20 protein-coding genes are annotated in these 24,723 nt (G+C 39.0%); 14 read left to right on the top strand and 6 right to left on the bottom strand.

Annotated elements, in window-relative coordinates; all coding sequences use genetic code 11:
- The first annotated feature begins 106 nt into the window (after window positions 1-106).
- Complete coding sequence (locus tag CWC16_RS01945) at window positions 107-1,003, top strand: cation diffusion facilitator family transporter (protein ID WP_138540286.1); 897 nt, start codon at window positions 107-109, stop codon at window positions 1,001-1,003.
- Here CWC16_RS01945 and CWC16_RS01940 read toward each other — a convergent pair.
- Window positions 1,000-5,496 (bottom strand): EAL domain-containing protein, encoded by a 4,497-nt coding sequence (locus CWC16_RS01940; protein ID WP_502705066.1) that lies wholly within the window; start codon window positions 5,494-5,496, stop codon window positions 1,000-1,002. The genes CWC16_RS01945 and CWC16_RS01940 overlap by 4 nt on opposite strands.
- A 167-nt stretch (window positions 5,497-5,663) precedes the next feature.
- Here CWC16_RS01940 and CWC16_RS01935 point away from each other — a divergent pair, with 167 nt between their 5' ends.
- From CWC16_RS01935 to CWC16_RS01920, 4 genes are all read left to right on the top strand, one after another.
- Window positions 5,664-6,215, top strand: coding sequence for a hydrolase (locus CWC16_RS01935; RefSeq protein ID WP_138540284.1), 552 nt, complete (start codon window positions 5,664-5,666; stop codon window positions 6,213-6,215).
- 99 nt (window positions 6,216-6,314) lie between these two features.
- A complete protein-coding gene (locus CWC16_RS01930) occupies window positions 6,315-7,781 on the top strand; it encodes a methyl-accepting chemotaxis protein (RefSeq protein WP_138540283.1) in 1,467 nt (488 codons plus the stop codon).
- Entirely contained in the window at window positions 7,765-8,283 is a 519-nt protein-coding gene (locus tag CWC16_RS01925; protein WP_138540282.1) for a DUF6436 domain-containing protein, read from the top strand. The genes CWC16_RS01930 and CWC16_RS01925 overlap by 17 nt, the downstream gene beginning before the upstream one ends.
- A gap of 77 nt (window positions 8,284-8,360) precedes the next feature.
- Window positions 8,361-8,777, top strand: a complete 417-nt coding sequence (locus tag CWC16_RS01920) for a hypothetical protein (RefSeq protein WP_249929173.1) — start codon at window positions 8,361-8,363, stop codon at window positions 8,775-8,777.
- Window positions 8,778-9,077: 300 nt separating this feature from the next.
- Here the strand turns inward: CWC16_RS01920 and CWC16_RS20380 are convergent, their stop codons facing one another.
- On the bottom strand, window positions 9,078-9,221 hold the full coding sequence (locus tag CWC16_RS20380) for a hypothetical protein (RefSeq protein ID WP_349665938.1): 144 nt from the start codon (window positions 9,219-9,221) through the stop codon (window positions 9,078-9,080).
- Between the two features lie 233 nt (window positions 9,222-9,454).
- Window positions 9,455-10,624, bottom strand: a complete 1,170-nt coding sequence (locus CWC16_RS01910; protein WP_138540281.1) for an acyltransferase family protein — start codon at window positions 10,622-10,624, stop codon at window positions 9,455-9,457.
- A gap of 150 nt (window positions 10,625-10,774) precedes the next feature.
- Between CWC16_RS01910 and CWC16_RS01905 the strand changes: the two genes are divergently transcribed.
- From CWC16_RS01905 to CWC16_RS01895, 3 genes are all read left to right on the top strand, one after another.
- On the top strand, window positions 10,775-11,920 hold the full coding sequence (locus tag CWC16_RS01905) for a sensor histidine kinase (protein WP_138540280.1): 1,146 nt from the start codon (window positions 10,775-10,777) through the stop codon (window positions 11,918-11,920).
- Entirely contained in the window at window positions 11,898-12,512 is a 615-nt protein-coding gene (locus CWC16_RS01900; RefSeq protein ID WP_138540279.1) for a response regulator, read from the top strand. The genes CWC16_RS01905 and CWC16_RS01900 overlap by 23 nt, the downstream gene beginning before the upstream one ends.
- 689 nt (window positions 12,513-13,201) lie before the next feature.
- On the top strand, window positions 13,202-13,396 hold the full coding sequence (locus CWC16_RS01895) for a (2Fe-2S)-binding protein (protein ID WP_004588794.1): 195 nt from the start codon (window positions 13,202-13,204) through the stop codon (window positions 13,394-13,396).
- A 73-nt stretch (window positions 13,397-13,469) separates the two neighbouring features.
- Here the strand turns inward: CWC16_RS01895 and bfr (CWC16_RS01890) are convergent, their stop codons facing one another.
- Together bfr (CWC16_RS01890) and bfr (CWC16_RS01885) are read right to left on the bottom strand one after the other, a co-directional pair.
- Window positions 13,470-13,934: a bacterioferritin gene (bfr, locus tag CWC16_RS01890; RefSeq protein ID WP_004588793.1), complete on the bottom strand. Its 465-nt coding sequence runs from the start codon at window positions 13,932-13,934 to the stop codon at window positions 13,470-13,472.
- A 12-nt stretch (window positions 13,935-13,946) separates the two neighbouring features.
- A complete protein-coding gene (gene bfr, locus CWC16_RS01885; RefSeq protein WP_055018043.1) occupies window positions 13,947-14,420 on the bottom strand; it encodes a bacterioferritin in 474 nt (157 codons plus the stop codon).
- A gap of 559 nt (window positions 14,421-14,979) precedes the next feature.
- Between bfr (CWC16_RS01885) and CWC16_RS01880 the strand changes: the two genes are divergently transcribed.
- From CWC16_RS01880 to CWC16_RS01855, 6 genes are all read left to right on the top strand, one after another.
- A complete protein-coding gene (locus CWC16_RS01880) occupies window positions 14,980-19,737 on the top strand; it encodes a PAS domain-containing protein (protein ID WP_138540278.1) in 4,758 nt (1,585 codons plus the stop codon).
- 10 nt (window positions 19,738-19,747) lie between these two features.
- Window positions 19,748-20,233 carry a GNAT family N-acetyltransferase gene (locus tag CWC16_RS01875; RefSeq protein WP_138540277.1) on the top strand — a complete coding sequence of 162 codons (486 nt, stop codon included), beginning with the start codon at window positions 19,748-19,750 and terminating at the stop codon, window positions 20,231-20,233.
- 130 nt (window positions 20,234-20,363) lie between these two features.
- A complete protein-coding gene (locus tag CWC16_RS01870; RefSeq protein ID WP_138540276.1) occupies window positions 20,364-21,719 on the top strand; it encodes a DNA-3-methyladenine glycosylase 2 family protein in 1,356 nt (451 codons plus the stop codon).
- Window positions 21,716-22,186, top strand: a complete 471-nt coding sequence (locus CWC16_RS01865) for a methylated-DNA--[protein]-cysteine S-methyltransferase (protein WP_138540275.1) — start codon at window positions 21,716-21,718, stop codon at window positions 22,184-22,186. The genes CWC16_RS01870 and CWC16_RS01865 overlap by 4 nt, the downstream gene beginning before the upstream one ends.
- Before the next feature lie 74 nt (window positions 22,187-22,260).
- Window positions 22,261-23,052 carry a transporter substrate-binding domain-containing protein gene (locus tag CWC16_RS01860; protein ID WP_138540274.1) on the top strand — a complete coding sequence of 264 codons (792 nt, stop codon included), beginning with the start codon at window positions 22,261-22,263 and terminating at the stop codon, window positions 23,050-23,052.
- 101 nt (window positions 23,053-23,153) lie between these two features.
- Entirely contained in the window at window positions 23,154-23,738 is a 585-nt protein-coding gene (locus CWC16_RS01855) for a thymidine kinase (protein WP_055013840.1), read from the top strand.
- Here the strand turns inward: CWC16_RS01855 and ltaE are convergent.
- On the bottom strand, window positions 23,721-24,722 hold the full coding sequence (gene ltaE, locus CWC16_RS01850; protein WP_138540273.1) for a low-specificity L-threonine aldolase: 1,002 nt from the start codon (window positions 24,720-24,722) through the stop codon (window positions 23,721-23,723). The two genes, CWC16_RS01855 and ltaE, sit on opposite strands and share 18 nt — an antisense overlap.
- Window position 24,723 lies beyond the last annotated feature (1 nt).

Genomic DNA, 24,723 nt, shown 5'->3' with positions numbered 1-24,723 from the left:
TAAAGGTGCTTCGTATTACAATTGCAACTGTATATCATTGCCCTTTTCTACTCTAAGCCATCTGCCGGCTTATTTGCAATTTAAGTATAGGTTTTTCAAGCTTTTCATGACAGAAATCACTACACACCAAGCGTCTCGTCGTCGGCTACTTATCGCTTTGGCGATCACATGTTCATTTATGGTCATTCAAGTTATTGGCGCTTTTTACGCAAATTCGCTTGCTGTGCTTGCTGATGCGGGGCACTTATTTGTGCATAACAGCTCGCTATTTATTGCTCTTATTGCCTCTACCTTAGCCATTCACTTTGCTAAAACTTATAACGATGGCTACCAACGCGCTGAACTTATTGGTGGTCTTATAAATGGTCTGCTGTATTTGGCTATTAGTTCCGTTATTTTATATGAAGGTATTGAAAGAATCTCCCATCATAACGATGGCCATGATTTAGAAATAAACAGCTTTTTAATGTCGAGTATTGCCTCTGTAGGGTTTTTATTTCATGGTGCCGCAGCGTGGGTACTTTACAAAGGGCGCAAAGCGAGCATTAATGTTTACGCTGTGTTTTTACATTCGTTTTTCGATATTATATCGACCATTTCTACGTTTATAGCCGGTGTACTCATTTATTATACAGGTTGGAGCATTATTGATATTTTATCGAGCATGTTGATAGCCTCGTTTGTGCTCTTTACAGGCGGTAAAGTAATTACTAGTTGTATTAAAGGTCTGTTTTTTAATAGTGCTAAATTGCCTAAAGTAAAAGACATTGAGCAATCTATTACCGATTTAGAGCATGTACATAATGTACATAATGTGACGGTACTGCGTAAAGACAATGATATTATTGTCGGCGCTCACGTAGTGTTAAAACAGCATTGCACCATTGAAAAGCACGACGAAGCTTGTCGCTTAAAAATAGAAAAGCTCCTTGCGGCTCGTTTTAATGTTAAAAGCAGTGTATTGCAAATAGAAAGCCACGAATGCCAACTTATTCATAGCTAATTGTTTATTAAACTCTGAATATGCTCATTGGTTTCTGGGCTTTGCAATTGCTGCGCGCGCATTGGTTTGGCAAAATAATAACCTTGCACAACATGACAGCCTAAGCCTTCTAAAAACGCTTTTTGTTGCTTAGTTTCAACGCCCTCGGCTATGCAATAAAGCCCAAGGTTTTGGGCCAAAGTATAAATGGTTTTGATTATAGACTCATCACTCTTATCACCCCCAATACTGTTAACAAAGCTTTGATCTATTTTAATAACATCAATAGGGAACTGACTTAGATAGGTGAGTGATGAGTAGCCAGTACCAAAATCATCCAGTAAAAGCTTAAAGCCAGCAGCCTTTAATTTTTGTAATTGTTTAGCGGCTTTTTGCTTATCTTCGAGCAATATGTTTTCAGTTATTTCTAAGCGCAGCTGCACTGGGCTGATTTGATGTCGTTTTAAAATATTAATCAGTTTGGTGGCTATATTGGTTCTCAAAATGTGTTTTGGTGACAAATTAAGCGAGATATAAAATAATGGGTTTTTAGCTAAAGTAGGTGCTAGTTCAGATAGCGCACGCTCTAGAGCTTGTTCAGTTAACGCTTCAATAAGGCCTGTTTCTTCTGCTAATGGGATAAATAAAGCCGGTGAGACAAATTGACCGTTATTTTCCCAGCGCATGAGTAACTCAACGCCATTAATTATTTGCGCTTGCGTATCGATAATGGGTTGGTAATGATTAAATAACAGCTGATCTTTAGCGGCATCTTTTAAATCGTTTTCAAGGATGAGTTTTTGTTTTATTTTCTCGTTCATCGAGTCATTAAAAAACTTAAAGCCGTTTCTGCCAGCCTGCTTTGCATGCATCATGGCTACGTCTGCATTTCTGATCAATAAATCTGTTGAACTGGCATCAAACGGGTATAAAGCGACGCCTATACTTGCAGATATATTTATAGAAAAATCTTCAATAATCACTTTATTAGCAAGTTCTGAGCTTATGCCTTTAACTGTTTGATTAAGAATCGAAATGTCTTCAACATTATCTATAAGGACTAAAAACTCATCACCGCTTTGGCGACCAAGTGTGGCATTACTTGGCAGCATTGAACTTACCCTTTGGGTAATATTACATAGAAGCTGATCACCAACAGCGTGGCCAAACGTGTCATTTACCGGTTTAAATTTATCCAAGTCAATAAATAATAATGCGCTTTGCGTTAGTTGCTCACGCGCATTCTCAATAGATTGACTGATTTTTTGATGCATTAAACTGCGGTTAGGCAACTGTGTGAGCGGATCGAAGTTAGCTAAATAACGTAGCTCATCTTCGGCCTTTTTTTGCTCGGTTAGATCGGATATAACAATTACATAATAGCTAATGCTGTTTGCTTCTTTCGCGATTGCGGTAGCACTTATATGGATAGGGTGGTGCTGATTAGTCGCGGTTTTAATAATGGTATCTGTTCGCCAGTTTTGCTTAGCGGTTAAGGTTTTTAATGTGTTGGCATAGCGTTTACATTGCGCTTTACCTATCGCTTTAACAAACACTTTTAAGCTTAGTGGTTGCGTATGACTTTGTGAGAAGGTTTTTATAAAACTGTTGTTAGCGGAAACCGGCACTAAATTATTATCTAAAATAAGCAACCAGTCATTTATCTGTCCAAACGCCTCACCTAAAATGTTGGCTTGCTGTTCATTGGCGCGTTGCTCAGTAATGTTGGTGTATATACCAGATACAGAGACAGGCTTATGTGTTTGTTCATCATAAATAATTTGCCCTAAATCTTGATACCATAGCCAATGGCCCAACTTGTGCTTTAACCGGTATGTTGCTTGCCAATGCTCTTGCTTTTTTTTCTTTGTAAAATTTAACCAATGAGAAATCACTCGTGGTTTATCTTCAGGGTGAATCAAAGCTAAATAGTGCTTTAGTGGTATGCGTTTTGGTAAATTTGTATAGCCAAGTTCACTACCACGGTTAGTATTTACCGACTCGTCGTGGTAGTGGTAGTCCCAAATGCCACTTTTATTGTTTGTAAGGGCAAGCTCGGTTTGTTTTTGCGAATGTATAGTCGCTTTTTGCGCATTAGCTATAGCTAGCTGCCTGCTTCTGTATTGCCAAAAAAGTAAACACAATATAGTGCTTATAATTAAAATATAAGCCGCATACGCATAAGGAGACTTCCATGGCGCGTACGCCACTTTAAAATTTAACAGCGCCGGCTTCGACTCTGTCGCACTATTAAAATTAAATGCGCTGGCCGTTAATTGGTAATTACCTGGCGGTAGCGTTGTAAAAAATATTTTATTTGTCTTTAAATTATCATACTCGAGTGAAGTAGGCCCTTGAAGCGTAATTTTGTAACGTGTTTCCGCGCTATTTTGAAAATCAAAATTTGAAAAGCTTACCTCTAAGCCCATATCTTCATGTGTTAATTCCAACGCAGAGACGGCAAACTGACTGGGTTTATAGTTTAAGTCGCGCGACATTAACTTAATATCGGTTATTGCCGTGGTTGTTTGTTTGCTTTGCTGTAAAAACTCAGCTGGGTCAAACGAAATCGCACCATAACTACTGCCAAACATAATATTGTTGTTTTTAAGCGTAATGGCCCCTAAGGTACTAAATGAATTAACCGACAAACCATCTTTTACCGTAAAAACTCGCAGCCTCAACGTGTCGGTATTTAAGCGGTACAAACCATTTTTGCTGCTAAACCATAAATACCCATAGTCATCCCTAATAAGTGAATAAATAGACTGCGTTTTTAGCGCATTAGTGACGTTAAAGTGGTGTTTTTTTTCATAGCTTTGTGCATCAATTCCCACTAAGCCTTCACTGGTTGTGGCAAGCCATAAAATGTTGTTTTTATCCATCAACCAGTTTTCTACTGTGTGGTAACTTTGGTTGCCTTTTTTACTGGTTTTATAAATAGCGGTTAAGGTGTTTGTTTGCTCGTTATATCGATAAAAATGGGTGGTTGTGCTTATTACAAACTCATTGGGGTAATCGTTAAAAGGACGATGAAAAGTGTATGCATTTAAGGGGTCTATATGCTGTTTTAAACCTTTAATTTCTCGTGTTAATCCCGTTTTACCATTGTAAACATAAAAGCCGTGATCATTATAAAACGCAAATGTATCTGGAGCTATCTCTGACACACCATAAATAGTTGCATCTTTGGACATAACGTTATTTAAATCTTTTTTTGCAACTGTGGTCCCCGTTTTTTTATCAAATAAAATTAAATTGTAGTATCCCGTTAGCCATAAGTACCGCGACGTGGGTTCTAAATGTGCTTTATTAATGGCAAAAATTGCGTATTCGCCATACACCGCTTTTGGGTCTCGCGAGGTTAGGTAGTAAGTGGTGTGATTGTCAGCATTTACATGAGCGAGGCCATTATCGGTGCCATACCACATAGTTAAGTCAGCATCTTGGAAAATACTATTTATGTGGTTGTTTTTGGGTAAGGTTACTTTTTTAAAACGTCGTGTGTTTATTGACCAAGTAAGCACTCCTTGCGTGCGCGATGCAAGCCAAAACACGCCGCTTGAGTCAACCATTAAATCGTTAATGGTATTTTCGGTAATATTAAATTTGCTTTGATCAAAGCTAAGTACCAGCTCAGTCGTCCCTTTTGCTCGCTTAAATTCGAACAAGCCATGCTCTGTGGCAATAAATTCGCCATAAGGTGTATTGGTGTAATCCCAAATATTGTAATCAGCAATAACACGTTTAGTGTTTCGATATGCAGGCACCTGTGCTGTTTTATCTAAACTTAACGCGTACATGCCTTCAACTGTGCCGACTAATAACCCTAGCATTGGGTCGATAGTTAAAAACTTAACATTATTATTATCGGCTGTTTGTTTATTGGGGGCTTGTAAACTAAGAGAGCGTAAAGATTCTGTTTTTAGGTCGTAACTAAATAAGCCTGCTTGTGTGCCTATAAAAAGCGTGCCTTGGTAATATTTTAGCGCGCGTACCATGGTCTCTTCACTTTGTGCTGTAAACTCTAAGGTGAGTGAATTTGTACTAGAACTCAGTGAATACACGTTGTTTAAAATGGCAAAGTAAAAAGTATCCTGATACTGTTCAACAGCTTCAATTGAGGCGTAGTTTGCTGTATTTCCAGCAAGGCTACCTGAAAATATATTGCGAGTAGCTAACGTTTTAGGATCAACCAAAAAAGCGCCTGCAAGCTCAGTTGACACAATAATATTGCCTTCATGAGTTTTAAAAAGCGTAGTAATGAAATTTTCGTTAAGATTAAATCCGCCATCAAAGGGAGTGACAGTGTAACCATCAAAGCGGTTTAGGCCTTGCGCTGTGGCTATCCAGATGTAACCTAAATCATCTTGTAGAATTTTAGTTACGTAGTTTTGGGATAAACCTTCATCGGTAGATATTCGTTGTAGTTGTTGAGCATAATTTGTGGAGGCCGATACGCTATTAATACAAAGAAAATAAACAGCGGTGAAGAGAAAAAACAAAATACTCAATCGCACTAATAAACTCGCTCTAGGGCAGGAGAAATGTACATTTAAAAATTAAATATAGCACACTTTTTTGAATTGTGGATTACAACTTATATCAACTAAACTTAGTCATTAATAGCTACTTAAGTTACGCTTGCTAACTATAATTACGTAAAAAGTGGGGTGTTATAATGAGTCACAAAAATTTATCTGCCGATAAAAGCATTTTATTAGTAATAGATATTCAAGATAACCTCTCTCCCGCAATTAGCGAATTTCCTGATTTATTGCAGTGGTCAATAAAAATTGCCAAAGTTAGTGCCATTTTTAAAATTCCTAGCATTGTTACAGAGCAATACCCACAGGGGCTAGGTAGCACAAATAGACGATTAAAAGACGCGCTTATAAATGCGCAGACTATTGAAAAAACACATTTTAGTGCATGTAACGAGCCGACATTTAATGCTACGTTTAAACAACTTACACGCACGCAAGTTATAGTAATAGGCACAGAGTCACATGTATGTGTTTTACAAACCTGTTTAGATTTAATAGCGCAAGGGATTGAAGTATATGTGGCTGCTGACGCGGTAGGCTCACGAAATCCGGAGCATAAATCATTAGCTTTAATGCAGCTACAACAAGCAGGTGCTATTGTTACCAGCGTAGAAAGTATTATCTTTCAATGGACAAAAAACGCCGCATCGCCAGAATTTAAAGCGGTTTTATCAATTATTAAGTAAAGTTTGCAGGCTAAGCTATAGTAATAAAATGTGGTCGTAATTATCAGCTAATACGTACAAAACTCGATTGTATTATAAAACTAATAACTAAAGGTATTTATGAATAGTGTAAGTCGTTTATTCACCATAATATTCATTTTTTTGTTTGTAGAGTCAATAGCTCTAGGGGTGTACTTTGGCACACTTGCACAAGCATTTATTGTTGGCTTACCTTTAAGCTTATTGCCCATTTGGTTACTTAAAACTCAGCAAAATAACCCCGTTACTGGTCACGTGGTTGCAGCAGCAATCATGATGTTTTCTTTTTTGCACATACAACAAGCCTTTGGATTAATAGAAATACACTTCGAAATATTCATCTTAATGGCCATGTTAATCATGTTTGTGAACTGGCGCGTGTTTATCACTGCCATTATTTTTGTGGCCATTCATCATTTAAGCTTTTATTTTTTACAAATACAAAACACTGGTTTTTATGTATTTGACCCAGATAGGCTCGCCTTTACTACGGTACTTATACATGCTGGTTATGCAATAGTAGAGGTGTTTGTAGCCGGTTATATTGCTAAAACATTGCAGCAGGAGCGGCGTGCTGGGCTGTCTTTAACCAAAGCGACAGAAGCTATTATGCACGACCCAGAACATATACAACTTTCGCTTAGAGCGGATGATAAAAATAGCAATGCCGTGGCGGGTTTTAACACCTTATTAGGTTATTTATCGGATGTGATTAGTCAAGTACAAACCCAGTCTCTTTCACTGCAGCAAAACTCTCAGCAATTAATAAACGTACATGATGAGCTAGCAAGCGGGGCTGAGCAAAGAAAGCAACAAACTAATGATATAGCTGACTCAGGCGCGCAAGTTGCCCAAGGCTTTAGTTCAGTTGAGCATGAAAGTAATGTGTTAAAGCAACAGGTAGATAGCATTTCTCAAGCTGCCAACAATGCATCTAATGATGTTATGCAAACTGCGACTAAAAGCACAGAGTTACTTAATTTACTTAATCATACCGAAGAGCAAATAAATCATTTAGTGGCAGCAGGCGATGTAATATCAGGTTTACTCAATGAGATATCAGGTATTGCAGAGCAAACTAACCTACTTGCGCTAAATGCCGCCATTGAAGCTGCAAGGGCCGGTGAACATGGCCGAGGGTTTGCTGTTGTAGCCGATGAGGTAAGAACCCTTGCTACAAGCAGTAAAGCGACGACAGACAAAATTGCATTAACGCTAAAAGATTTAGTTACTAACAGTAAAACCTCAACCCAATCTATGAGCCAATGTGTTGATTTTGTGGTTGATTTAACGCATATAAGCACCACCTTGAAAGAAAACATAAGTGCGATGAGTGAGCAAATTAAAGCTGTAAACCACAGTACTCACTCTGTCTCACAGGTTGTTGCTGATCAAGCGGTTAACACAAAACAAATAGCCTCAAGCACAGAACAAATGCAGCAAAGCCAATATCAAGACACCAAGGTGGTCGAAAAGTTAACCGCCAAAGTTCAAATGATAGATGTAAGTATTGCCGTGTTAGAGCAGAGCATTGCCAAGTTTAAGTAAATCCGCCATAAAAACGAGTATAGTAATAGTTTTGTGGCTAGTTGTGACTGTCTCAGGGCTGGTTTATTATCAATACAACCAGTTACGTGTATTTGATAGTGTGGGTGTACTTGAGCAAACTGGGTGGTTTGCCAATTTTAAGCAACACATAGGGTTTATAACCACTAATAAAAATGCGTTGATTATAGTCACCGACCCTGACTGCGGCTGTACCAAGCAAGCTCAACCTCACTTAAAGCAATTAGCGGCATTTTCTAAAGCGCAAAACTTTGCGCTTATCAATATTGAGCAAACAGCCTCTTTACAAAAGCTGCTCCCAGCTACCCCCGCGGCAGTAGTGATAAATGACAAGGGTGACTTTGTTTATGCAGGCCCTCTTTCTCAAGGGCTTGGCTGCGCGCAGGGCAGTGGATTTGTTGAAACGGTTATAAATAATCTTGTAGCTGGTTTTAACAGCCAACTGTTACTTAATAAAACCAGTGGTTGTTACTGCACTGCTTAATATTTGTAAAAAATGAATCGTTTCTGAGATTTTCTATTTAAAAAACGTATCTCATTACTGACTCAAGGTAATGCTTAATGTTATATAAATTTAATAAAGTATACAGTGTGAGTGTTGAGCCTGATGAGTTTCTCTTACTTAATGAAACGGGGTTAGGACAAACAATTCAATTGACCGAGGACCAGTTGTTAATGTTCGACGGTATGAGCATGAGAGATAATTGGAAAGCGTTGGGCGTTGATTGGTTAGCTGAGACAAGTACTGTACAACCAAGCTTAAAAAAACCTGATATAGCCGGTTTGGTTGCCTTAACTATTGTAGTATCCCCTAAGTATTCACCGTTATTTTTAAACGGTTTTAGCAACAACGTTGAGCTGCTTGAATGCAATTTAGAAGGTGAGAAGTGGTTTGCATTTAATGTTGTAGGCTTTGACAAAGCCCTTAGTGAAGAACACTCCATCCGAAATATTAAAGATGGCATTAAGATGGTTTAAAGAGAGGCAATATGATGAGTAATCTAACAAACCCGTAAACTAGGACGTTCGTAAACTCACGTCTATTATGCGGGCGTTACCACTTTATGTAATTGGCACAGAGCCGTCATTCGACTCTAACTCATTTGTGTTGTTTAATAGTTTTCCCTAAAACGATGAGGGGTTCGGCTTTTTTACCCAAACGGAGCTTAAGCAAAAGCGTTTTATTACTATATGCCCAATAAAATAGTGGCATATTTTATCGTGCATTATTAGGTACATTAAAACAATAGCTATTTTGATGAATTACCAGCGATTGCTCTATGCACTATGAGTAAGTAATTTAATCCATTCATCTGCGTTTGACACAATGAATTGATATTTATTGCCATCTTTTAATACGACTTCAATTGCATCATGTGTATAAGGCAAAATACCCGCAACTTTACCATTGCACTTACTCACTTTTACAATTTCACGCCGTGAAAACGTATAAGGCCCTAACCCAAATTGTGCATTAAACGGCGCAAAATGAATATCAGTGTTGGTTAGCCAAAATCAGCCGTCGGCTTTGATTGCCCCTTGTTGAATCGTGGCGATTGTCGATTTGATTGTTATTGCATGCATAATAGTATCCCTTTATGTAGCTCTTAATGTGTCAGTTTTGCTGCTTTTAAGTCATTACCAAGTGACGACATTTAAGCTGACTGTATTATCTTTCTCTTGGTTTGCCTACCGTTAAGTAGTGCGCCCAACCAGGTGTTTTTAACTAATAATAAATAACTTATTTGACCTATAAGTAATGTAACAACCACACTAACTATAAACTTTACTAAAACTGGCAAATTAGTATTAATCAATGGCATCTGAATATAAATCAGCACTGGCACATGTATTAAATAAATCCAATATGATGCATTTGATATGCTACGACTGAGCTTACTTTTGTGATTTAAAAAACGATGCCCAAGTAAAAACGTTATGGCGGTTAACAAAATAACACTCAGTCCTTGTGATAAAACATGCAATACATGTAGCTCTCCCGCTGCGGCAAAATAACCCGTAGTTGCGGCAGCAATCACTTCATCTAAGCTTGGCGCGGCTGGTAATAAAGAAAAATAACCAGTCAGTGATATTGCAGCACCTAAAGTAAGAGGCCATAAGTACTTATGATATGACGAAATGAGCTGTTGTTTTTTATAAAGCCCCACTCCTAAGCAATAAAAACTGCCGTAAAAACCATACGACCAGAACTGTGGCGTGAGTTTATCGGGAGCAGGAAATGGAATAGATTGCCCCATCAAAGAAAGCGTTAATACGATGGGAAGTACAACCCACATAAATAAAGGGTGAGCGCTAAGCGCATCAAATTTATTGCCTAATAAGTTAGTTGTTTTCAACAACCAGTGAAATAAGCAAAACTGGAATAAGTTCCACAAAAACCATAAGTGCATAGTGCTAACAACAGGCTCTTTAATAACTTTAAACACAGCAAAAATCGGCGGTATTGGATCAGCTATACCGGCTCCAAAACTCAAGGCATGGTAGTAAACGGCAAAGCTGAACGGTAAAAATACAATAAAAGGCAGTAGAATATGTTTACTGCGATGATGTAAAAAGCGCGCGTTGCTCGATTTATCTATTAAAAGTGTACTGCAAAACCCTGCAATAATAAAAAATAATGGCATCCGAAATAAGTGCAGCGTATGCGTAATATAATCAAATAGACCATGTGTGCTTGGGTCTGCCGTAAACCAAATATTGCGAAAGAACGGACTGTAGGCTAAAGCGGCATGAAATACGATGCCGAGCAATAGCGCGAGGCTGCGTAAATTATCAATGTAGTGTAATCGACTGTCTTTATTCATTAATGTGCCCAACTAACTTTTATTAATAAAGCATAAATGAATGAGGTTTCATGACACTAGTCACAAAGCTCATAGCCCGAGCTATGACAGATGTCACTGTTTTTACAACGCGAGTTCTGCAATAATTGCTAAAAAAATATGGCCACAGTAATGGAATCAACTATACGACATACAACCGATTGGCATTTCTCAACATTGGCATCGTGGCTTGGGGTGACATTGGCGTGTGCCTATTATGCCAACTCAGAATTAGCGCTATATTTGCAAATCATAGTAAGTGGTTCCATTTTAGCTATTTTGCTGTATGTGTTAAAACAGCCTAACAAATTTGTTCACGGCGTAGCACTTGGCTATTTCCTGCTTATTTTGGCAATAATACAACTGAGTTCAACATCCTTAGTTTTTATCCACCTAGTGATGTTTACCGCGGTTTTTAGTCCTCATTTTTCGCTTCCTAAGATACTGGCTTGTGTTGTGGCCGCCATGCTGGTGTATGGTTTAACGCATTATGCGCGCTGGGAAAATGGCATTCCTTGGATCACGTTTACAATTTGGTTTTTCTTTTGCTTGATGAATTGGTTTGTTAGCCGGCGTATTGTCGAAAGTTTAAATACACATTACCAATCCCGCCAAAACTACAAAGAGTTAAAAGCCACCCAACACATGATGGGGGCGATGCATGCAGCGCAAGAGCGACAAAACATATCACGCGAGCTCCATGATTCGCTCGGCCATAAGCTTACCGCGCTCAGCATTAATTTAGATTTTGCTAAAAGAGCTGCAAATGAAGCCACCGTTGAAACCCTCTCTCTTTGCCACCAACTTAGCCAAGAAGTATTGGCTGAAGTGCGCGAAATCGTTTCCACTCAGCGCAATGACAAAACGATACTTAAGCAAGCTCTTGAGGCCATTTGCGAACTGACACCTAATTTACACTGTGATCTCCAACTAAGTAAAGAGACAGAGCAGCTCCCTCAAAACTACGCCCTGTGTGTATTGCGGTTTACCCAAGAGATGATCAGCAACACCCTTAAACATACCCAAGCAAACCATTTTACTTTGCATGTGAATGTCTCTCACGTTGGTCAACATCCGCTGTTAGTTGCAAAAGCGTATCACAATCAAGCAGAGACCCATTTACCAAAACAAGGGAACGGATTAACAGGACTAAATGAGCGAATGGCACAATTTGGCGGTGAATTTTCACAACACCTTGAGCAAGAAACATTGATCAATACCATGACACTACCACTAAATTTAGAAGAAAAAAGCCATGATAAAGTGCCTACTAGTTGAAGATCAGACATTAGTTCGTTTAGGCCTCGCTAATTTACTTAACCTCGATAGCGCCATTAATATCGAAGCCCAAGCTGAAGATGGCTTGCAAGCGCTTACACTATTAGCTGAGCATAGTTTTGACATTGCTTTACTCGATATGAGAATGCCGAATTTAGATGGGCTCGGCGTGCTGCAAAAAATGCGTGAAAAGGGTGATAAAACCCCTGTGCTGATCATCACCACATTTGAAGATTGTGATGTATTAGTCAAAGCCCTTAATCTAGGTGCTCGTGGCTATGTGCTTAAAAACATTGAACTTGAAGAGCTCATTAGCGCTATCAAGCAGGTCGTTGCAGGTGAGCGAGTATTGCAAATTGCGGTGACTGATTTTTTACTCAAAAAGCAACTAAGCCCTCAGCTCTGCTTAACAGGCAAAGAACAAACCGTATTGCAGTGTTTGTCTTTAGGCATGCCGAATAAAGTGATTGCCAAAAAGTTAGATAACTCTGAGGGGACTATTCGTAATCATGTGTCACAAATCCTTGCTAAATTAGAGGTAAAAGACCGCACTCAGGCCGTTATAAAAGCCATTAATCAAAACCTAATTTAACACGCGAACAACACCGAATTACTATTTTTGATTAGGCTTAAGTGGCGCAATCAACATAAATAAGAGTAAATAAAACTAACTAATAAACAAACAGGCGACTATCCAGGCGAGCTTTTCTTGGCGTTCCACTTTTTGTGACCTAGCAATGAGTATGATTGGCATCACCAAATCTTGGTTTCAGACATTAAAGACCTTCAGTGTCTGCTCATGGCACAGAGCATACCGCCGGTAATTATTGATTGCAGAAATCCACGGCAATAAATGGCCATGAATAGGAGTTCTTTATGTAATGAAAAATAAAGATACGATGCCGATACTCTGCAAAGCGTCGGCCTAGAAAAACTCTACCTTCAAGTAAGCCAAGTCAGTTTTCGTAGATTAAATATCCTAATTATCACTTCAAATCACTTACTTTAATAGACGTTTGTAAGCGATTTTACGTTGATTAAGAAATTTACCTAATAAAAAACATAATTATTTTTAGAGTGTAATTCAGCTAATAAATCTCAATTTAAGTGCTGCATTTCATTCTAAATCAATAACTTCTCAACGTGCCGTGAATTCTCAATTTAAGTGGCTCTGATCTAAAATTTTTGAAAAATAAGCTTTTCTACTGCGAAACAATTGATAACCATTACTGTTTAGATTAATATGCCCCTACTAAATGAAATTGAGAGTAGTTTGTATTCATGTATATTTGTCTTTGTCACGGGGTGACTGATAAAAAAATTGAGCAAACAATTGACGATGGTGCAACTACCATGCGTGAATTAACTAAAGAGCTTAAAGTAGGCAGCCAATGCGGTAAGTGTTGTTGTTGTACTAAAAAGATCTTAAATCGCAAACTTATTGAGATTGCAGATATTACCGATCAAGTCGCTTAATTCGTTATTACAAAATTCAGATACAAAAAAAGCAGCTTTCATAAAGCTGCTTTTTTTATGACCTAAATTTACCTTACAGTTGAGACTGTAAGTAATTTTCAAGCCCCGTGTTTTGAATAAGTAATTGCTGGGTTTCTAGCCAGTCAATTTGTTCTTCCTGCTCGTTCAAAATATTATCAAGCGCTTCACGGCTAATATAATCTTTTTTGTTTTCAGCTAACTTAATTGCACTGCGCAAGTCATCAATTGTATCAAGCTCAAAGCTCATATTTGCAGCAATCATTTCTTCGCTGTTTTCGCCTATGCGTAATCGGCCTAAGTCTTGTAGGTTAGGTAAACCTTCTAAAAATAAAATACGCTCAATTAAACGGTCGGCATTTTTCATTTTTTGAATTGAAACTTTGTAGTCTGCTTTGTCGAGCTGGCTAAAACCAAAATCTTTAAACATACGGGCATGCAAAAAGTATTGATTAATACCCACAAGCTCATTAGCAAGTACCTTATTTAAAGCAGCTATAACGTCTTTATCGCCTTTCATACTTTATGCTCCTTACTCGCCCATTTGTGCTTGATGGTAGTTTTGTGTACCAATTTTATCAATTAGACCTAGTTGTTGCTCTAACCAATAAACATGGTCTTCTTCGGTATCAAATAATAGCTTTTCTAATACTTCGCGAGACTGATAATCCTGCTGTTCTTCACAAATAGCAATTACGTCTTTAACACATGCAACCACTTCAAGCTCAAGTGTTAAGTCGTTCTGCATCATGCTTTTTACATCGTTACCAATCAAAAGATCACGGCGTTTAGTCATATTAGGCACACCTTCTAAAAACAAGATGCGTTTTATAAGCCAATCGGCGTGATCTTTTTCTTCTTCCATTTCATGGTTAAGGCGTACATATAATTTATCTAAACCCCAGTCATCATACATGCGTGAATGAATAAAATACTGGTCAATTGCGGCTAACTCATTGGCTAGCAAAGTATTAAATGCATCGATTACTTTTTGATTACCTTTCATGATAAATCACCTTAACTGTTTTAATTGTGCACAGTGTAGTTGAAATTGTGTGTTTTGCAAGTTTTTCTATAAAAATCATTGCTTTACAATTGGTTTTGATTCTTATTTAAGTTTGCGTTACTGCTTGGTTTATGAACAGTTTTGCATTTTTGTTTAACTATGAAATGTGATTTATTTGTAGTATTTTCACCAAAAATTTTCAAATGTGGCTTAGGGTTTATACGTGTAAACGCACAATTGTATGTAAGCGCGAGCGTTGTTATACCAAAAACTTGCATAAATTTAAGCACATTTTAAGGTTCTAGATAAGTAAAAGTTCGTATAAATAGTGAGCTTTAGTTTTTAACAATAAAATATAAAAAAGAGAAAGGTTAAAATTGCTGTAATTTAAACGTTTAGTCTATTTGAGTAATTAATTTTTAATTGCAACTTACTGATGTTTAAACTGTAATTAAGTGGTGTATTTTTCCCACTTTGAGGGCTAAAACTTGCGTCTTTTAGGTTTTAGTGCATTAATGTAGGTAACAAATAATGCATTTACAGTTATTGGATACATAGCATGGTTGAAGGAAAAAAGTATGGGCTGCTAAGTGGCACAGCTCAGTCTGTGCGTAGTAAGCTGATCATTACTTTTTTGTTTATGGCTATTGTTCCTCTTTGCTTACTGACCTGGTTCAGCTTACAGCATGTAAATAGTACCTTAAAAAAAAATGCAGATGCAGAGCTTCACGAATTAAGCTCTATTGCATCTGAGTTTACTAATTTATGGTTTGATGACCATCTTACTGATTTATATACCTTTAAAAACCAGCTTGCTAATTACCCTCTTGAACAAAGCAAACTAATAAACCATTTTGTTACTCACTATGATTTTGTAAATAGTATTGAGGTTATAGCTGCATCTACATTCGAGCAGCCCATTATCTCGCCATATGGGCAGATAGACAAAGGTGAACTGAGCCAGCTTATTAACTCTGTAAGTACCTCAGCGCAAGCCACTTTCGGCTCTGTTGAGTTTAAAGGTAAACAGTTTAATATTGTGGTTATACCTTGGCTTAGTGATGTGCAAAAACTAGAAGGGGTAATGTTAGCAGAAGTAAATATGCATGGTCTTTTAGAAGGCCTAAGCACCATTCATAGCACACATAATGATGTTAGTTTTTTTGTACTTCATAACAATAAAATAGAGCGTTCTTCAGTAACGAATGCAGAAGAGGCTCCTGTTCTTACGCAAATCACACTGACTAATAAACAAACGTTTGAGTACAGCAGTACTCAGGGTACCACTTATAATGCTCACGTTAGCGAGTTAGATTTTTTGGGCGTAGAAGGGTGGCAACTTTTAGCGGCAAAACCTTCACACATAATGCTCAAAGACTTTGGTTATTATAAACGTTGGGCAATTTTAACAAATGCAGTGTCTTTGTTGCTTATTTTATGTGCAGCTTGGTGGTTAAGTCGGCGTTTATCCAAACCTTTAATTGAACTTACCGCAGTGATGGCCAAAATTACTGATGGCGAAAAGATAAAGGTTCCTACCTTAACTGATAGTCATGAGTTATATAAGTTATCAGTCGATCTTCAAAAAATGGTGGCAGTGAAAGAAGAGCAACAAATCGTATTGCAAAAGCAACGTTCAGCTTTGCAAATAGCGTTTAAGCAATTGGATGAGCAAAAAAGTGCACTTGATGAGCATGCGATTGTTGCGGTAACAGATTTAGCAGGCACTATCACTTTTGTTAATAAGAAGTTTTGTGAAATTAGCGGCTATGAAGAGCATGAGTTAATTGGGCAAAACCACCGTTTACTTAATTCCAAAAAGCACGACAAACAATTTTTTGCCGCCATGTATAGTACCCTCCAGCGAGGTGAGGTATGGAACGGACAAATATGTAATAAAGCAAAACATGGGGGTTTTTATTGGGTAGATACTACCATAGCGCCATTTTTTGATGAGCACGGTAAACCACAAAGCTACATTGCTATTCGCACCGATGTAACACCATTGAAACTACAAGAGCTTGAACTTGAACAGCATAAAACCCAGTTGCAGTTAGTTATAGATACCACCGCTGTAGGAATATGGGATTGGTTTATAGATACCAGTAAAGTAACTTTTAATAATCGCTGGGCAGAAATCATAGGTTATAAACTCAGTGATTTGCAGCCTACGACTATTGATACCTGGTATAAATATGCTCATCCCGATGACTTGGTTATTTCAGAGCAAAAATTAAAAGCGCATTTTAACGGTGACACTGATTACTATGTCAGCGAGGCGCGAATGAAGCATAAAGATGGCCACTGGGTTTGGGTGCTCGACACTGCAAAAGTGGTCGAGTGGAACTTAGATGGTTCGCCTCGGCGTATGATCGGAACGCATTTAGATATTACCGAACGTAAGCAGATTGAATCTGAACTACAGTACAGCCGCGACCGCTTTGCTTCGTTAGTAGATAATATTCCAGGCGTGATTTATCGGTGTAAGTTTGATAAAGCATGGACCATGTTATATATGAGCGATCAGGTAAAAGGTATAACAGGTTATACGCCAGATGCGTTTATAAATAATAAAACACTGAGCTTTGCTTCAATGATTCACAAAGATGACAAGGAGGTTGAGCTACAAGTAAGTACCTGTATTGCTCAAAAACTTCCTTGGTCGATTGAATACAGAATAAAAAGAAGTGATGGCAATATTCGTTGGGTACACGAAAAAGGTCAGGCCATTTATGGTGATGACAACCAAGTACTGTATTTAGATGGTTTTATTTCAGATATTACTGAGCGCCATAATACTCAAGCAGAAATTACCCGCCAGCAAAATTTGCTTGAGGCAATGAGTAAACAAGGTCAAATTGGTGCATGGGAAATAAATTTAGAAAACCAAACCATGTATTGGTCAGACGTAGTAAAAGTAATACACGAAGTACCAGAAGGGTTTGAGCCTAGCATTGACACAGCTATAAATTTTTATAAGCCAGGAGAGCATCGAGAGAAAATCAGCACTTTATTTGAATGTGCAGTCACTTTAGGTGAAACCTGGAGTGTTGAGCTGATCATTTTAACTTTTACCGGTAAAGAGCGCTGGGTTAAGTCGATGGGGCAGGCGGAATTTAAAGACGGTAAATGTGTGCGTGTTTTTGGGTCATTCCAAAGTATTGATACACATAAACGCCTAGAGTTAGAAAGCGAAAAAGCAAACGCCTATAACAAAAATTTAGCGTCATTAACGGTTTCGCCTGAGGTACAAAATAGCGACGTTGCACAAGTTAAAAAGCTGGCGATAAAGTCGATGGTAGAGGTGTTAAATGTGGAACGTGCCTCTATTTGGATACTTAACAAACAGTGCGACGAAATGGCCTGCCATGGCTTATATACTCGGCAAAACGGATTTGTAGATTTTGACGGTGTGCTCAAAAAGGCTGATTTTCCAAGTTACTATGAGGCAATTTTTGATCAAAACCTAGTGGCAATTGACGATGTGTATACGCACAAGGCAACGGTTGAATTTACCCAAAGCTATACTCAACCATTAAATATTGAGTCGATGCTGGATGCGGTTATTTCATCCGGAGATGGTAATTTAGGTATTTTATGTGCAGAGACAGTCGGGGAAAAGCGCATTTGGGCGCATAGTGAAGAAACGTATTTACGCTCGCTGGCTACGTTAGTAGGGAGTACGTTGGTTTCTCAAAAGCGTAAAGAAACGGCAGAAAAGTTAAAAGTTGCTTTAGTACAAGCGCAAGAGGCTGCGGTAGCAAAAAGCCAATTTTTAGCCACAATGAGCCATGAAATACGCACACCGATGAATGGCGTATTAGGCATGTTAGAATTGGTTGAGTTAGAGCCATTAAGTAAACCGATAGAAAAAAAAGTCGCTATTGCAAAAAGTAGTGCTCATTCTTTGCTTGGTGTTATTAACGATATACTCGACTTTTCTAAAGCGGAAGCAGGCAAGATTGAGCTTGAACATATACATTTTAATGCTCGCGAGTTAATTGGCGAAATAGCGGAGGCGCAGGCCTTTACCGCACAAGAAAAAGGCATTGAGATTATCTTAGATTTAGTCGCGCTAGAGCCCTCACATTTAATGGGCGACCCCGGGCGTATACGCCAAGTGGTAACCAACTTAATTAGTAATGCGGTTAAATTTACCAGTCAAGGCGAGGTGGTGGTGAGTGCCTCTGTAGAAAAAACTGAGCAAGATCTACTACTTAATATAAAAGTAAAAGACTCAGGAATTGGCATAACTGAGGCAAAACAACTGCAATTATTTACCCCTTTTTCGCAAGTGGATGCATCAACCACACGTGAGTACGGAGGCACGGGCCTAGGGCTTGCTATATGTAAACAGTTATGTGAGCTAATGAATGGCAAAATTTCACTGGTGAGCGCACCTGGCAAAGGCAGCGAATTTACTGCAACCATGCAAGTGGCTGAAGGGGAAGAAAAAGAACGTACTATCCCTAATATAAATATGAGTTCGTTAAATGTACTCGTAGTTGATGATAACGAGACTAACCGCTTAGTTATTTCTCAGCAGTTAGGGCATTGGGGGGCAAATGTTACGCTTGCTAGTAGTGCAAAACAGGCGCTTGAGCTATGTGAAAAGCGCATAGAAAACAATCAACCTATGTTTGATATTGCTGTGCTAGACATGCAAATGCCAGAAATGGATGGTATGGAGTTGTGTAAAGTGCTTAAAGCGCATGATGACTATAAAGCCATGCCACTGGTAATGATGACCAGTATTGCAGGTATGGAAGGTGCTCAGCGCTACTCAAAAATTGGTTTTCAAGCGTATTTTCCTAAACCAGTTACAACCGCTGATTTAATTTCTGCGTTATCGGTTATTACAAGTTCAGACAGCACCGAGCCCCTTCCTCTGGTGACTCCAGGGTATATTTCGTCACTAAGAAAAGAAAAATCAGACACACCTGCAAAAATTTTATTAGTTGAGGATAACCCCGTTAATCAACATGTTTCTACACTGATGCTTAAAAAGCTAAATTGCGAGGTGATACTAGCCCAAAACGGGCAAGAAGCCATAAACACCTTAAGTGAGCACAACCAAGGGTATTTTGACTTAGTATTAATGGATTGCCAAATGCCGGTAATGGATGGCTTTGACGCCACGGCTAATATACGAGACGGTATGGCAGGGGATGAGCACAAAGCAATAAAAATAATTGCCCTAACCGCCAATGCAATGAACTCAGATAAAGAACGGTGTATTAATGCTGGTATGGACGACTACTTAACTAAACCCATTCAGCTTGATATTTTAAAAGAAAAAATAGAGCAGTACTTTTAGGATTAATAACATGAGTAAGCAAATACAAATACGCGACGCTAAAAAAAGCGATGCGCCAACCATTTTACAGTTTATTACCGAACTGGCCATTTACGAAAAAGAACCCGATGCAGTAAAAACAGATGAGCAGGCAATTATAAACACGCTGTTTAGTGAGGGGGCAACAGCACACAGTGTTATTTGCCTTGAAGATGATGAGCCTATTGGCTTTGCGGTGTATTTTTATAATTACTCTACGTGGCTGGGTAAAAATGGATTGTATTTAGAGGATTTATACGTAAGCCCTGACAGCCGTGGCAATGGCGCGGGCAAACTAATAATGAAGCACTTGGCTAATAAAGCCATAAAAAACGACTGTGGTCGCTTTGAGTGGGTAGTACTGGATTGGAACAAACCCGCTATCGATTTTTATAATAGCATTGGGGCAAAAGCCCAAAACGAATGGATAATCTACCGCCTAGCAGGCCAAGACTTGCTCGATTTTGCAGAGCAATAGTGATACTTACACGCTTAATTAACTAAGTGGGTTGGTATGATACTTTTAAAAGCAGATGAGTGCCGAAAATGGCCAGTACTGGTTTAAAACATTGCTATGCTAAGGTACGTTTTATTGACTAAGCTCCTTGATGAATAATCAGTATTGGCAAAAAGCGCGGCAAAGCCGTGATGCCCGATTTGACGGTTTATTTTACGTTGCCGTAAAAAGTACCGGCATTTATTGTCGGCCGATTTGTCCCGCACCTACTGCACATGAAAAAAACGTGTTGTACTATCAATACGCGCACAATGCCGCGCAAGCGGGCTTTAGGCCGTGTATACGCTGCCGGCCCGATAGTGCGCCAGGTAGCGCGGCTTGGCTGGGAGTAAAAACCACTGCACTAAGAGCTAAGCAATTAATTGACCTAGGTGAGGATGATAATTGCGAAATACTTGCTACTCGCTTGGGTATTACGAGCCGTTACTTGAGGCGTATATTTAACCAGCACTTTGGTGTGTCTATTACTCAATATCGTTTATTTAACCAATGTCAGTTTGCCAAAAAGCTTATTCAAGAAACCACATTACCAATAACCGATATTGCCTTTGCAGCTGGGTTTAAAAGTGTGCGCCGTTTTAATGATGCCTTTTTACAACAATTGCATTTAGCGCCATCAACGCTCAGAAAAACAAAAAAAGAGTCAAGCCCTGTGATTATATTAACGTTTCCTTTTAGACCCCCCTACAATTGGCAAGCCTTACATAGCTTTTTATCAAAGCGACTAATATCGCCTATGGAGTGGATAACCCCAAATAGTTATGGGCGAACATTTAAGTTAAATGGGGCCGTAGGCCATTTTAACGCGCACTTTAAAGCGAAAAATAACCATTTTAAAGTTGAAATAGTGATAGACAATACTGAGCATTTACATAAAGTTATTAATAATATTCGTCGTGTGCTCGATGTAGATGCTGACATAAACCATATAGAAACTCACTTGAAGGGAAGTATAAATGGTGCATTTAATTTAAGTGAAGGATTAAGATTGCCTGGAATATGGTCGAGCTTTGAAGCGGGGATCCGCGCTGTGCTAGGTCAGCAAGTTAGTGTAGCAGCCGCACATACTTTAGTTACAAAGTTAGTCGCAGAGCGTGGTGATCAACATGCTGATAAAATATATTTTCCACAGCCAGAGGACTTAGCTACCTGCGACTTTGAATTTTTTAAAATGCCGCAATCGCGCAAAAATGCATTAAAAAATTTATCCAAGTACTGCGCCGATAACCCTGAAAATAGCCTTTTAGATAATTGGCTTGAGATAAAAGGGATAGGCCCATGGACCGTTAACTACGCCAAACTGCGCGGGCAAAGTAACCCAGATATATTGTTAGCTGGCGATCTGGGCGTAAAAAAAGCGTTAGTAAATACGCAGCAATTTAACCCTGAACTGAGCGCCCCATTTCGCTCATACTTAACCTTTCAGCTATGGCAACAACTTTCATGATTATCCAAACCGCTATTTCGAGCCCAATTGACGACGTTATCATTCAAGCAACCGAAAACGGCGTGAGCTATGTCGGTTTTTATCCAAAAACACACTACACACATACACCCATTGAGCAGGTGACGAATGAACCGGCTTTAATTTGCGCAAAGCAATTAAACGAATACTTTAATGGCAGACGAACAACCTTTAATGTGCCATTAGATACGCATGGTACGCCTTTTCAAAACAGTGTGTGGCAAGCATTACTCAGTGTCCCTTTTGGTAAAACCAGTACTTATGGTGATATAGCCCGGCTGTTAAACAATCCAAAGGCGGTAAGAGCTGTAGGGGCTGCAAACGGTAAAAACCCTATTAGTATTATTGTGCCGTGCCACCGGATCATAGGCGCAAACGCAAAGTTAACAGGCTACGCTGGTGGGCTTGCAAGAAAGCAATGGTTGTTAAAGCATGAAGGTTTAATATAGATTATAATCATTAACTTAGGCATTTATAAAACGACGCGCTACACTTTAGGTAACTCAGCTAAAATAAAAATATTATGAGAATATATAGACTTATCAGCTTGTTTTGTGCTTTTACATTTGCAGCCCCTGCGCTGGCTGACCCAACGAATTTAGTGTTTTGCTACGAAGACAAAGACGTAGCACCTATGTTTTTAGGGGTAGGGCAGGAAGTACCGATAGATAACCCTGGCGCTTCGATTGAAATTTTAAAGCAATTAGATGCCGACATACCCAATGTGACTATTTCATTTGTTAGAAAACCATGGCGCAGGTGCCTAAACGATTTAGAACTTAACCGTGTTAATGCGGTTATTGCCAGTTATCGTGCTGGGCGTGAACGTTTTGCTGTGTACCCTACAAACGAAAAGGGCGTATTGCTAGAAAGATTTGCAGTGAGTCGTTTTAGTAGCTGCTTAATAGGGCGAGCGCGTTTTCATAAACAATGGAAAACCCGCGAAGTATTTCAAAATAAAGCATTCACTATCGCCATTCCTAATGGCTATGGCTTGAACAGCGCGTTAAAAGAAGAGCCTTTTTACATCCATAATACGTTTTCTAAAGATAAAGCATTTGAATTACTTGATAAAGGCGTTGTGCAGGCAAGTGTTGACTTATGCCAAGTAGATGACTTAAAAGTGTCGAGCTATCAACATAAAGGGAGTGATGTGAAACCCCTTTACCCACCTTATGAAACAACGGACGGTTATTTAATTTTTTCAAAGCAGTTTTATCAGCAAAATAGCCAGCTTAGTAAAGAGATATGGCAATGGCTAGCGCACTTTGATAGTGCTGAAATTTACATAAAATACTTGCAAGCTGTTGAGTAATAAGAAAATCAAAGCGCTTATTGACTAAAATAGCGATATGAAATTGGTATTAATCGTATATTAAGGTAGCATAAGCGCACTTTTTATCTTAAGGCACGGCAATGGCTCAATTATACTTTTACTACTCTGCGATGAATGCGGGTAAATCAACCACCTTGTTACAATCTGCGTTTAACTATCGTGAGCGCGGCATGGAGCCCGTTATTTTAACGGCTGCCATTGATAACCGCTCTGGTGTAGGGAAAGTATCGTCTCGTATCGGTCTTCAAGCTGATGCACATATATTTGATGAATCTAAAAATGTATTTGATTTGATTCAAAACCTTCAAAACGAAAAAAAACGCCACTGTGTCTTGGTCGACGAATGCCAGTTTTTATCTAAAGAGCAAGTTATGCAACTAACTGATGTGGTTGATGAACTTGGTATTCCAGTATTATGTTATGGCCTGCGAAGCGACTTTAGAGGCGAGTTATTTATAGGCTCTCAGTACTTGCTAGCATGGGCCGACAAGCTGGTTGAACTTAAAACAGTATGTCATTGCGGCCGTAAAGCCAATCATGTGTTGCGCACAGATGAAAACGGCAATGCGATTGCCGATGGTAACCAAGTAGAAATTGGCGGCAACGACCGATACGTTTCGGTGTGCCGCAAACATTATAAAGCAGAATTAAATATGGGCCGCTAAGGCATTTAAAAATGTATCAATATCTTCGCGCGTAATATCTAAATGCGTTACTAGCCTAAGCTGCTTGCTTGGGCTAAATAATATACCTTGCAGCTTAAGCGCTTGTGCAAGCTCTTCAATATTAATACTACTGTACGTAGCATACACCATGTTGGTGGTGTTACTCATATCTACAGTAAAACCGCTTAATTTATTTAACTTTTGAGCTAAATAACGCGCATTAGCATGATCATCTTGCAAGCGATTTACATTGTGCTCAAGTGCATATTGACCAGCGGCTGCAAGCATTCCTGCTTGGCGCATGCCGCCACCGAGTACTTTTCTCCAGCGCCTAGCTTTGTCAATTAATGCTGGTGAGCCCAATAATAGCGAGCCGATTGGCGCACCTAAGCCTTTAGATAAACAAATTGAAACAGAATCAAAGTGCTTTGTAATTGCTGTTATATCTACATTTAGATCAACCGCTGCATTAAACGCGCGCGCACCATCTAAATGCAGTGCTAAATTATGCGTATCAACAAAGTCGCGAGCTTGGGCTAAGTACTCAAGCGGGAGCACTTTACCACCAATGGTATTTTCAAGGCTAAGCAAGCGCGTGTTGGCAAAATGGCAGTCGTTAGGTTTTATAGCTGCGGCAACCTTGTTAAAACATAAGCTGCCATCTTTTTCGTTTTCGATAGGTTGAGGTTGTATTGAGCCAAGTACGGCAGCGCCACCGCCTTCAAATTTATAGTTATGGGCATTTTGTCCACAAATATATTCATCCCCGCGCTCACAATGCGCCATTAAAGCTAATAAATTGGCTTGCGTGCCAGAGCTACAATAAAGCGCAGCGTTAAAATTAAAGCGCTCACATGCATATGCCTCTAATTCGTTTACGCTAGGATCATCGCCGTATACATCATCGCCAACAGGAGCATTATGCATTGCATCGCGCATGGCTTTGGAAGGTCGAGTAACGGTGTCTGAGCGAAAATCTATCATT

This window comes from Pseudoalteromonas sp. S3776 (assembly GCF_005886915.1).
Lineage (GTDB): Bacteria > Pseudomonadota > Gammaproteobacteria > Enterobacterales > Alteromonadaceae > Pseudoalteromonas.
Note: the sequence above shows the minus strand (reverse complement) of the source record. Positions and strands in the feature narration are given on the sequence as shown.